This is a genomic window from Glutamicibacter sp. MOO4, assembly GCF_056934395.1.
In genome coordinates, this window is record NZ_CM167800.1 from 1232152 (window position 1) to 1243636 (window position 11485).

The window sequence follows — 11485 nt, forward strand, 5'->3', positions numbered from 1 at the left end:
CGGATGATCCCTTCACTTAGCGGCGTCCACGCCCAAGGCGGAACGTAATTCTTCTTCGCGGGAGCTCATTCCTTGATGGAAGGCTTCCAAATATTCCGCGACGCGGTCAGTGTATTTGCTGACCTGGCGATTAAGCGCTGCCCCGGACTTTACTTCAGCGTATTTCTTGGTGGCGAGCATTCCTACGCCCACACCAATAGAAACCCACAAGAGCTTTTTCATTCTAGTCTCCTTGGCGGCCATCAGCTGGCCGACGGTCTGATCAAGCATCGATACGTGTTCGATCGAACAGGCTCTGACTTAGCGGCTGCGACGTGCCTTGCCACTTGGCTTGGTGTTCATTGCAACCTTCACGCCTTCGGTGAACGCGGCGACCTTGATCAGCGGCTTGCCTACGGTGGCAGCAACTAGCGAGGACAGCGCGGAAACATTGGCACTGGTATCAGAAACGTTACTGGTGATCGTGTCGACCTTTTTGAGCTGGTCATTGGTGGTGGCGACCGTGTTGGCGACCTCCCCTAGCAATGGGGTGGTTCCGTCTGCCACGTCTTTGATCGTGGTGCGAAGCTCATCAAACACCTTGCCCAATTTAATGATCGGCACTGCCAGCAGTACGACCAGTACTACAAACGCGCCGGCGGCGATAAGCCCTGCAATATCCGAACCCGACATGTGCTTCCTCTTCTGCTTTGGTTTTTGGTGCCAGTCCACCTTATCGAAGTCTGAGCTCCAACAGGTAGTTAAGCGACAAGCCCGCAACCGAAATCGGTTGCGGGCTTGGAACTAGCGCACGGATTTAGCGTGCGTAGTCTGACGCGTATTAAGAGGTATAGATGCTGTGGTCTGTGTTTACGCAGAATTCCGGGGAAAGTATGGAAATCAACGGGTTTGGTGAGCGGTCGTTAGTACAGCGTAGAAAAGCCTAAAAGTACTGTCTACAAGCAGCCAACCGCCACAAAACAGCCACAACTCCCCTACTAATCCCGATCAGCCATGATGCTGATGACTTCGGCGCCTTCGGGTACTAGTTCGCGGGCCTGCTCACGTGCTGTTTCGTAGACATCTCCGTTGACTGAAGACGATCCGAGTTCGCCGTTTTGCAGGTAGTTCACTTTTACTTCCACAAGCCGAATTCTAGTCCGGTTCCGGAAGGCTTGCCGTCCATGGGTCTGCCCGGTAGTTGATCTTCGCGTCTTCGCGTTGGTGCCAGGACGGATCATCTTCGGTGCCACGCCAGATGCTGTCTGCTCGTCTGATGCGTGTGGCTGCCGTCGTTGGTATCCATTTCGCGTCGAGTCGCCCGTTGTAGACCCAACGGGCCCCGTTCGGCGGGTACTCGATGAACAATTCACCGGCAACCCATCCGCGCACACGGGCATGGATCTTCCCCAACTCCGGATCGAACACTTGCACGTACGGGTACTCCCCCGGCATGTACGTTCGCATTCTTTCGAATCTTGGGTCGGCGAACTTGGGCATATCTAGATTGTCTCTTAACGCAGAAAGCCGCCCCACCCTCGAAGGAATGGAGCGGCTTCTCGTTAGGTTCACTGCGTGGGATGATTCTTCATCCACATACGCCCCGTACTGGAAGCAATAAGCTTTGAAGCGAGGGTAGCTTCAAAATAAATTGTCAACAGGTGGTAGCAGGTTAAGACTAGATCTTGGAGTTTGTTATCGTTTTCAAGATCCTCAATCCTGACCCCAATTTCTTTGACTTTCTCGCGATTTATGCGGCGTCCATGGTTCTTGTGAGCGCTAGCATCATTGAAAAATGCAGCTATTCGTCTTGCTTCAGTTTGTGGATCTGGAGAGTTACTTAGCATCCATTTCGATAGCCAACCTCCAACAAGCATCTCTGAATAATCCAACGCGTTCTGCGCATCCTGCAGAAGTGATGGTCCAATGGAAGAGAGGATCGGATGCCACACATGAGCACTTGCGTTATCTTCCATAATTTCAGTGCGAGCGCGTTCAAATTGTTCTACAACGGCACGTGCGGACATTGAACCGTTGGCCATAGTAAATTGTGGATCTATGGGGCCCAGTTGGCTCTGTCGCCCCATTATGATGTTATCGCCAGCGAGGGCCATCATAGTTCCGGCAGACATTGCCATTACGGGAACTATGACTTCAACGTCCTTAAACTTACTCCGTAAATAGTCAACGATTGAATCAGCTGCGTTGGGATCGCCACCCGGCGTGTGCAAAATCAGTGTCAGGCCCTTGTCCCAGTCCATCTGATAGATGCATCCCATGAATCCGTTTATGTCTTCAGAAGATACCGCAAGAAAATTTCCAGGGTAGTGGGGGCGCTGCAAAAAAGCAGAGGCGTAAACCAATACGTTTCGGTCTTCTCGCGAGGCAGAAATCCCCTTCAGGGATTCGGTCAGTTCGCCGAATAACCAATTACTCTTCTCAGCGTCCGCTACTGCAGCAAACTGATTGAGCAAGTCATCCCAAGACGCCAAATTATTTACCTATCAGAGTGAAACCGACGGGAGCAATTTTCGCTTCGGATGAAACAGCCGCTGAGCTGGCAAGATCCGACAACGAACGCAATTGAGAAAGCTCTAGGTATTTGTCGTACTGCTCAGAGACCCCATTTAGCAGATCTGGGATAGTCATGCCATTCATCATTTCTCCTATTGAATTTTCTGAGTTCCGTAGCTTCAAGGCATTGGTTGACAACATCATAGCGATTACGTTGCCTCAGAAGATAGAGCGTAGCCCATTCTCATGGAACTGCTGAAATGATCCTTGTCAGGGCAAAGTAAAGAAGCTTTATGGTGTCCGACAATTGGATGACATGAAAGCAATCCCGTATATGCGGTTCCCGTAAACGAAGGAAACCGCCCCACCCTCGTTATGAGGATGGGGCGGCTTTTGGGCTCAGCGCTTTTTCAAAGTCACAATAGCAAAGCAAGTCGTGAATACTGGAACAAGGATGATCCATGGACTACTGCCATTGAATATTCCGTAAAACGCCAGAACCATGCTTACTAGGCCTACGACCAAAACAGCTATGCTTACGAAGTCAAATTGTCTTTGGGCTCGGTGATTCTCCGGCAATTGTCGATGATGTATCGTCGTCATGCCCACCTCCCCGGTGTTTACGAACGATCTCTAGAAGCTCCCACTCCTTTACGATTCGTTCCTTCTTCATTGTACGCGTCTCACGGATCTTGACGTCGAATATGTCATTCTTGTGCAAAGACATGCCCCGGTCAAGGCTTGCCAGGAATTCTTTGTCGTTCACCTTCGCCTTTCGGCGGCCGCGAAGAGTTTTGACAGACCATTTCTCACCCGGCCTGAAGTCGACTATTTCCAGCTGGGCCTCAGCATCAAATATTTCAACATCCGGATCAGCGTCAATTGGCTCGGCTACAGCAGCGCGGTATGCGTCTTTACCAATTACTACTGCCGGTTCTTCAGTCATCAGTTGATCTGTGACGGAACTCGGAACTCCGTCACGAACTTCAAGGATTTCCACGTCATCACCCAAAGGAGCCATAATCTTGCGCAGCGCCTGGCGGGTTGGCCGTTTCATAGCGTTCAGTTTGTCCCAAGCCTTCATTGGGATTTCCTGAGCAACGTCGTTTTGCCAAATGACCTTTACATTCCCGTTGTCGAGGTGCTCAAAATCTTTAGGTTTCTCGCCTTTTAGGCGACGCACACCGACATTAATTGCCTGCACTACAGAACCGCCGGAAGCCAATAGAACCGGCACTGCATCTTGCGGGTTCTCTCCCGCCCACTGAATGAGCGCCTCAATCACGAACGATCCCTCTTTAGGGGGACGAATTCGAACTTCAGGTGGCAAACCATCGCCGAACACACCACTTTTCGCCAACTGGCTAGTGAATTCGACAAGCCCTTGTAGGGTCTCGGACATTTCAGCCGCGCTAATATCCTTCACTTTACCGCCGTCGTCGGCAAACCGAAGTTGAACTAGCCCGTCTTGAATTTCACCATAGTTCTCTGAATTCTTTTCAGACACTAAAATCCCCCTGAGAATGACAATCCAGACTATGGTATATCGCTTTTCAGAATCTTCTAAAACCAATACGCGGGTTAAGTAAAGATCCGCCCCAACCTCGATTGAGGATGGGGCGGTTCTGTCTATTCGTCCAAGGTAACTGGGCCGGTCACTTCGAAACCTGCGGCAGACGGCTCGTCGTCCTTGGTGCCGGCGGCAAGCCACGGCAGGAAGCGCTGCAGGAACTCCTCGACCATCGGCAGTGCCATGATGCGGGTAACCGCTGCGGCGATACCCAGAGCCAACGCCGCGGCGCCGGTAGCCGCTTCAGGACTTCCCTGGGTGGCAGCACTGTAGATCGATGGTGCCATGGCAGACAGAGCGACGATGACCGCGAGGATAGTGCGGACGGTAGCTCGCCATGGGTGTTGGGACTGCGTGGTGATGGCTGAATGCTTAGCCATGATGCCTCCTAGTAGGTGTTGTTGTCGTTGAGCCAGCGCTGGATGGCTTCGTAGGTCATCTTCTTCGGATCACCGTCGAGGATGCCCTTGTAGAACTTGCGGTCCTTGAGGTAGCGCTGGAATTCGTACCAGAACCACTTACCGTCTCCGCCATCGACCTTGAGTGGAGTTCCCTTCGGCACGCCCCACTTCGCGACCGGAGTCTTCGTGTAGTAAGGGTTGCCGTTCGGGTCGCGTACGTCGCGCAACCAGTTCTGTAGGTCGGTGTAGCCGAGCTTCCCGATCTTGCCGTCCCACTGCTTGTTCGACTTGAAGCCGAGCTGATGCATGAGAATCTGGATCGCGCCCTGTTCCCAGGACTTGTAGTTGCCGTTGATCTTCAGCTCGGCGTAGTCAGTCGGGAAAGTGGTGGAGCCGTTTGGGGTGTTCGATGGCGACTGGTTTTTGACCTTCTTCACCTTCGCGTCTTCAGGCTTTCCGACTGGCTTCACATCACCCTTGGAAAGGCCCCACGAACCAGCCTTGGCCGCGGCAGTAGTGTGCTTGATTGAGACGTGAACATGCTTGGTGTGGGCATTTGCGCCTTCGTACTTGCGCCAGCGAGTGCCGCCCCAGATGCGGTAGTTGTAGATGACGTAGGAGGTTCGGGCATCGTAGATCGTGGCGTTCAGGAACGCAGTAACGTCGATGCCGTCCTTGTCCACGTCGATGGCCCGGACGATACCGCCAGCGCTCCAATCAGGGTTATGGTCAGACACACGTGCACTGTGCGAGGTGTCACCGATCCAACCGTCAGAGCCTTTGTCACGGTCGGGCCAACGGGTATTGCATTCGCTGCGGAGATCCACGAGCGACGGGGCTAGATAGTAAGCCATGCTTGCCACCTTTCGGGCAAAAGAATAAGGACTAGCAGTTTTGCTAGTCCTTGTTGGTTTGTGGTTTTTCTGGCGGGGAAGGCCATGCGCCGATTTGTTCTAACGTTGCACCGTGTTCGATAGCGATCCGGCGCACGTGTGAACAATGCTCAGCGGTCAACCGGCGGTAGGTGGCTTCCCATTCGCGCCACGCTTCAGCAGTCGACACACGCTGCATGAGAGACAGGTTCTCGTTGCGTTCCGACTCAGAACGACCTGACCGCCACTTAGCGAACTCCTGAATACCGACAGTGAGGAAACCACCACTGCCTACCATGATCGCTATCGTCGCCCATATTTGCGGAGCGTCCATACTGGCCTCCTACTTGCCGGGCTCATACGAATACGGTTTGATCCGCCAGTACCTGTTGATGAAATGCAGTAATCCGATGAGGACGAAAACAATCTGCGGGATACGGTTGCCCGCCTGAGTTATGTGCAGTGAAACAAGGATGCCGGCGTACAGGGTGATCGCAGTAGCGCAGGCGATGATCGCGGGCTTCTCAATCAGCCACTTCCCGGTCGGCGCTGAATAAGCACCCATCGCGCCACCGATGAGCGCGAACAACCCCCACGCCAACGTGACACCGTTACCAAAAGCACCCTCAATACTGCGCGGCGGGTCCAAAATGGTCACTAGTCCGCCGATGAAGCAGAGCACATAAATGAGTGTTTGAACAACGGACACAAGGCGAGGCTCCTGAATACGATTCCAAAGACTCACCGTCCAATGCGGGTTAGACATACGAACACCTCGGCAGGTTACGGGGCGGCTGAAAACGTTGTGTAGGCATTGTTACCTCAAATCTTGGGGCACCCGTGCGGAGGGCATAAAAAATGCGCCCCTGTGAGCGCTTTGTTTGGCGCGAGTGGTTGTTTAGATTGCGAGCAGTCAGGTGTTCATGGCGTTCACGTCGATACTGACGGTGATCGCCTGTTGTATCCCTTGTGCTACGTGCCTCATGCCCACGCTCCGGCTGACGCGTGCGCAAGATTTCGGTGCACCGCGGGGATGGTGAGGGTATCGGCGATGTATTGCATGCCGGTCGCGTTGGGATGGAACTTAGCGGAATCATCCGTGGATGCCATCGTGGTGTAATCCCACCCCGGCCCGAGGTCAACAACTCGCGCCGAACTGAACTCGGCGGTTACGGTGTCAATGATCGAGTGAAGGTATGGGCTGTTCTCAGCCCACGCATCCTGTCGGGCCTGCGTGGTCAGTGCCCCGACCGGCGGGTCTTTGAGCACCAACACGGGAGGAGGCACCGCGCCGGGGATAAGCAGTGCATCAACATAAGCTGATGATGCGGCGCCACCCTTGGTGATTTTTACGGTGTGCGAACCAGTCTTCGGGATATTCACCGGGATCACCGCGTGACTGTAGGTGGGCCACCCGGTGCTGGTGACAAGGGAGGTGAACTGTTGCATCTTGCCGCCGCCGTTCCAGGTAATGCCCTGGTCCACGCCGTCGACTTCGACAGTCAGCGATCCGATGTTAGCTTCGGCCTGCTCGTGCACGAACGTGAGGATGTACGCCTTACCCAGTGGGGTTTCGACATTGTTGAAGGTGAGTGTGTTCCCGTTGACGGCGGTGTATCGAGTGGAGCCGCCGGAGCCAATCGGGTTGCTGGTGAAGTTGTTCCATGTCCCGGTGGTCGTAACCGACGAGGCGTTGGACTCGATACGTTTCGCCGCTGTCACTGTCGCCAGTAGGGCGCGTAGCGCGTGCTCGAACCCGAGCCGCCCCTGTGCCGTCGCGGGCCCTGAGAGGGCGTCGTTCGTTTCACATTCGATGATGGTCAGCGCTTTGGTGCCGGGCTGGTGCGTGTTGGCTCCACTGATACCCGGCACGGATGGGGCGATGGCCATGGCGGCGCATTCGATCATGCGTGCACCGGAACGTCCGTAGCTGGTTCGGGTGGTGCCAAGCTTGGCAGCCAGCACGCTCGACCATTCCTGCCCGGGTTGCACGTAAGCGCCGGGGATGATGGTGTAGGAGTGTCCACGCACGACGATGGGGGTGTCTGAGATGACGGGGCCGAGCATGTCGATGATCGCGGTATCGAGTGCGGATCGGGTTTGACTGTCCTGATCGACGATCAGGTTCTTGTTCATTGTGTCGGTTGGCGCTTCGGCGGCTTGCGCGGCGGCTTCGGCTCGGTCGGCGTTTGCCTCCGTTTGAGCGGCCCAGTTCTGTAATTGGGCTGCTGTGGTACCGCCGGGGATTATGGTGGTAAATCGTGGCAGTCGGGAGTAGGCAATGCTGGTCGTACCGTCAGGCACCCCGACGATTTCTGACCATGCCCGATGGTTGATGTGGTCTTTGAGTGTGACCTTGTAAGCCCAATCTGGTTCCGGCCCGTCCGGTGAGACGGCGATGTTGAGCATGGTGGCTTTTCCGTTAGACAGGCCTACGCGTGTAGCTGCCGGGAGGATGGTTGTGGATCCGTCGTGGCGGAGGCTGGTTGGCTCGATAGTGATTTCGCCGAACAGGATTTCTCGGACGTCGCCGCCTCCAATTCGAGCGTCGACGGTAATGTTGCGGCCCATATGGGTTGCCTCCAAAGATGGTTTTTTGGGCATGACAAAGGCGGCAGGATCATTCCTGCCGCCGTAGCTTGCATCCAAATTGGTTTTGCTGGTGTCTATGCTGGTGGGTCTACTGTTTCGGTGGGCTCAGTCGTGGCTTCGAGGAGGCGTTGTATTTCTGTCGCGACCTGCCTGCGTTGCTCAATGGCTCGGAGCATCACCGGATCGCTGGTGCCCATCAGTCGATCATGTAGCGGACGATGCCCTGGGCGATGGTTCTGGTCGCCCCGGTCTGCTGGACGACCCCAATATCTCCGGTGGCCGCATCTACGAAGATCTGCCCGATCTGCCCGTCGCCCATGTACGCTTCGCCGCGGGCGTTGGTTCCAGGCGGGCACAACGCTGGCGGGACGAGCGCTGCGGAAGCGGTGGAGAGGCCGACGGGAAATGAACCTGTGACAGAGACTCTGATCTCCACTTCCCTGCCTACTCGCCGGTAGTCGATCCCCGGCGCCATTTGCACCCGGCGCGTGTCGTAGAACGACTCACCGGATGGGGATAACGCTTTGATCCACTCGGTGATGTTGATGAACCACTGCCGGAACGAACCGCTCCATGGGTTGTCGCTGACTGTGGGGCTTACTGGTGCTGCGGATGTTGTTGGTGTGCTCATAGCTCGCCTCCAAAGTCGATGCCCCATTCGTCGAACGTGTTGAACGTGTCGATGTTGTTGTCTTGGAGCCACTGGTCAAGTTCGTTGAAAGTGTCAATTCCGTGCTGTTGTAACCATTGGTCGTAGTCATCCCAGGTCAGCGCGAGCAGTGCCAAGTCAAGGCGTTGCGTGTATCCGCTTGCGTCGCCACCGTTGCCTACGCCGACGATGAGTGCTTTGGACAGTAGGCCGGTATGGCCATCTGTTAGTCGGACGACGTCGCCGAGCTGTCGGGCGAGGTCTGGTTTCACCCTGACTTGCTCGATCTTTGCTTTCGCTTGGCGTGTCTGGCCTGATACCCATGACAGGAGTTCTTGGGCGATGCCAGAGTCTTGAACCCATGAACCACAATCCAGCGTGAGTACTGAGATAGCTCGGGTAAGCGGCTCTCCCGCCCAGATCGTCAGTTGTTCGCCGGGGATCACCTGTGTTGAGGTGCGTAAGATCAAGCACGGGTCTCCGTTGCCGTCCACGACCCAGAGCGTGTCCTGTGTCGTGTTGGTGATGTTCAAGGTGACTTGGTTGATTCCGGTCATTGTGGCGGTGATGCGTAGCGCCTTATTTGACGGGTGTTCCCCTCCACCTTCAGCACTGGTTGCAGCAGCCCATCGGGAGAACCGTACGTCAGCCGCGCTGGTATCCCAGAGCGTTTTGAACGGCGACAGCCTAGACACGGCACCGTTGAGTTCAGCGACAATAGTAATGGTCTGCCCGATACCCACACGGATCGTGTCGGTGGCTTCCCATACGGTGGTCGCTTCGTCACTGGCCACAACTCGTGTTGGAGTGTAAGACAGTTCGACCCGGTCCGCAGTGTCTGCGGGGTCGATCACCCAGTCCAGGGATTCGATGCTGTCTAACGCTTCTACTGATTCGACAATGTTTCCGGTGCGCATCGCTGACCGGTTCTTGTAGGTGAACACGCCTGACTCGTCCACCCATATAGCACCAAAGGTTGCTGAAGCGATGGCCTGCGCCATACTCCACCCATCAGTGCCTGTTGCGTCAAAGGCCGCATGCAATGGGGAGCCGGTGAGATTGATCTTCGCAGTTGGGGTGAAAGCCCAGTCGTTGACCGGTGCGTTCTCGACCATCACTGACCGGATGAACCGACCCTCAGGCGCAGCGTCGGTGCGCACTGCGATCTTATGGTTGTCGCTCGCGATGATCTTTGACGCGAGTGTCACCGTCAAGGGTGTTGATGATTGGGTAGCTGATGAATGAACGGTGATCGTCGGGGTTAGACTCGTTGCGTTTTCTACGCTGACTCGCACCCGAGCTATGTCAAAGTTTGGGCCTGCCGGGTACGGGATGGTCCAGTCCTGTGCCCCATGGGAGATGATCACGTGATCGCCACGGAAGTTGAACCACATCGTCGACACAACAACTTGACCGCCGGTGCCTGCGACGTCCGCGCTCACATGAATCTCACGGGCTTTCGGTAGTGTTGCTGAGCAGTCCACAATCACAATGCCACCGGGTCCAAGACCTGGTTTCCCATCAAATTCTGTCCACTCAGGTGCGGTCGCCGTGATCGTGTTTCCACGCTCAGCCATCGTTCCACCGACCAGAGGCAATGACATGATCGTGGAGCTACGTGTCCCAGGCGTTTGCCAATACCCGGCAGCTCGGGCGGTCTGGTCGAGCACCCATGCTGCGTCCATCTCGAAACGGTCGGCCCGTACTTCGTTGCGTCGCCATGGGAAGGACACTGGTCGGCGCAACCGCATCGACGCTTCGTCAAGTTCCAAATCGATAGTGCCGGACGTACTCGCTCCACGTATCGGTGCGATCACGAACTGCCCTAGCTTCAACCGCGCAAGACTTGCCGCCCCGTCATGGGTGGCATAGAGAGTGCATGCGCCTCCCGGTGACATGCGTGCCCCGCCGCGCCCCCACGGCGAAAGCACTTCGGTATCAGGTTGCGGTATTTGTACTTGCCCTGAAGCGATACTGAACCCCGACGCACCACGCACCTGCCCTGGTAGCATGCCACCGGTGAGCTGACGGTCAACAGACCATTGCCCTACGACCGCAGAACCAGCCGGGGCGTCACCGACGGATGGAGGCCATGTACTGCCGGGCAGTTCCACCACAAACTCTGGCAGTGTTTCCACCGAGTAGCTTTCTGGCCATCCTGCTGGTTTCTGCTGCATGCATCCTCCTTATAGTTGGCCGGCTTTCCCTACTTCAAGCAAGGTGACCGTGTAGTCGATACGGGTTTGATCAGTGACCAATTGCAGAACCTGCTCTGGGTCTTTGACTGCAACTCGGCAGGGTGTGCCGTTGCCAGCGTGGAACACTCCGTCGAAGGTCCCTTCGTTGAGTCTGAGACCAGACACGTTGGAGCCGGTCACGGTGATGGTGATCGTTGTATCGGTGGCGGGTGTGAAAGATGCTGACCCGTTGCCGCCTGTGCTGTATACGGTGATCGGTGTTGCTGATCCCATCGCATAGGTGAACAGTGCCCCATCGGTGGCACGCCACCCAGACAATGAATAGAGCCTCCCAGCGAGGACCGGAAGGCGCACCTGATGCCCTACCGTGAGCGCTCCCATAGGCAGGCCACCAACCTGCACAGCAGACCCAAGCCCAGTAGAAAGCTGGGCGGGGATCATGTTCTGTCTAGCTGCGGCCACGTCATAGAGCCAACACTCACCGATCAGCCCATGCGCAGCCAACGAGAGAACCCGCACCCATTCAGGGTCCTGCCACTGCCGAGACACTTGCCATGTGCGGGGTGCGGCACGTCCACGTTGAACATGCCGCACCCCGCCAGAACTAACGAACTCGGAGAACCCCCGGCCAGTTTCTACATTCACCCCAGCCGAAACGACCAGCGGACGCATTGCACCCAAGGGGCCGAAATAGAAACCACTCACCAGGT

Annotated in this window: 15 protein-coding genes; all 15 read right to left on the reverse strand. The window is 55.9% G+C overall.

Going from position 1 to position 11485, the window contains the following annotated elements; translation table 11 throughout:
- Positions 1 to 12: 12 nt before the first annotated feature.
- Positions 13 to 222 (reverse strand): hypothetical protein, encoded by a 210-nt coding sequence (locus AC1Z3F_RS05605; protein WP_131088269.1) that lies wholly within the window; start codon positions 220 to 222, stop codon positions 13 to 15.
- A 78-nt stretch (positions 223 to 300) separates the two neighbouring features.
- Positions 301 to 672 (reverse strand): DUF948 domain-containing protein, encoded by a 372-nt coding sequence (locus AC1Z3F_RS05610; RefSeq protein WP_131088270.1) that lies wholly within the window; start codon positions 670 to 672, stop codon positions 301 to 303.
- 305 nt (positions 673 to 977) lie between these two features.
- Positions 978 to 1124, reverse strand: a complete 147-nt coding sequence (locus tag AC1Z3F_RS05615) for a hypothetical protein (protein ID WP_483566733.1) — start codon at positions 1122 to 1124, stop codon at positions 978 to 980.
- Positions 1125 to 1134: 10 nt separating this feature from the next.
- Positions 1135 to 1446 carry a hypothetical protein gene (locus AC1Z3F_RS05620; RefSeq protein ID WP_483566734.1) on the reverse strand — a complete coding sequence of 104 codons (312 nt, stop codon included), beginning with the start codon at positions 1444 to 1446 and terminating at the stop codon, positions 1135 to 1137.
- 101 nt (positions 1447 to 1547) lie between these two features.
- Positions 1548 to 2453, reverse strand: a complete 906-nt coding sequence (locus tag AC1Z3F_RS05625) for an SDH family Clp fold serine proteinase (RefSeq protein ID WP_483566735.1) — start codon at positions 2451 to 2453, stop codon at positions 1548 to 1550.
- Between the two features lie 19 nt (positions 2454 to 2472).
- On the reverse strand, positions 2473 to 2697 hold the full coding sequence (locus AC1Z3F_RS05630; RefSeq protein ID WP_483566736.1) for a hypothetical protein: 225 nt from the start codon (positions 2695 to 2697) through the stop codon (positions 2473 to 2475).
- A gap of 340 nt (positions 2698 to 3037) precedes the next feature.
- Complete coding sequence (locus AC1Z3F_RS05635; RefSeq protein WP_483566737.1) at positions 3038 to 4000, reverse strand: LAPAL motif-containing putative phage structural protein; 963 nt, start codon at positions 3998 to 4000, stop codon at positions 3038 to 3040.
- A gap of 122 nt (positions 4001 to 4122) precedes the next feature.
- On the reverse strand, positions 4123 to 4443 hold the full coding sequence (locus AC1Z3F_RS05640) for a hypothetical protein (RefSeq protein ID WP_483566738.1): 321 nt from the start codon (positions 4441 to 4443) through the stop codon (positions 4123 to 4125).
- An 8-nt stretch (positions 4444 to 4451) separates the two neighbouring features.
- A complete protein-coding gene (locus AC1Z3F_RS05645) occupies positions 4452 to 5318 on the reverse strand; it encodes a hypothetical protein (protein ID WP_483566739.1) in 867 nt (288 codons plus the stop codon).
- Between the two features lie 43 nt (positions 5319 to 5361).
- A complete protein-coding gene (locus tag AC1Z3F_RS05650) occupies positions 5362 to 5670 on the reverse strand; it encodes a hypothetical protein (protein ID WP_483566740.1) in 309 nt (102 codons plus the stop codon).
- A 9-nt stretch (positions 5671 to 5679) separates the two neighbouring features.
- Entirely contained in the window at positions 5680 to 6102 is a 423-nt protein-coding gene (locus AC1Z3F_RS05655) for a hypothetical protein (protein WP_483566741.1), read from the reverse strand.
- Between the two features lie 215 nt (positions 6103 to 6317).
- Positions 6318 to 7907 (reverse strand): carbohydrate-binding protein, encoded by a 1590-nt coding sequence (locus tag AC1Z3F_RS05660; RefSeq protein WP_483566742.1) that lies wholly within the window; start codon positions 7905 to 7907, stop codon positions 6318 to 6320.
- Positions 7908 to 8124: 217 nt separating this feature from the next.
- The gene (locus AC1Z3F_RS05665) at positions 8125 to 8586 is read right to left on the reverse strand and encodes a hypothetical protein (RefSeq protein WP_483566743.1); all 462 of its coding nucleotides are present in this window, start codon (positions 8584 to 8586) and stop codon (positions 8125 to 8127) included.
- A complete protein-coding gene (locus AC1Z3F_RS05670) occupies positions 8556 to 10754 on the reverse strand; it encodes a hypothetical protein (RefSeq protein WP_483566744.1) in 2199 nt (732 codons plus the stop codon). Before AC1Z3F_RS05670 ends, AC1Z3F_RS05665 begins: the two co-directional genes overlap by 31 nt.
- A gap of 9 nt (positions 10755 to 10763) precedes the next feature.
- Positions 10764 to 11480: a hypothetical protein gene (locus AC1Z3F_RS05675; RefSeq protein WP_483566745.1), complete on the reverse strand. Its 717-nt coding sequence runs from the start codon at positions 11478 to 11480 to the stop codon at positions 10764 to 10766.
- Between the last annotated feature and the right edge of the window lie 5 nt (positions 11481 to 11485).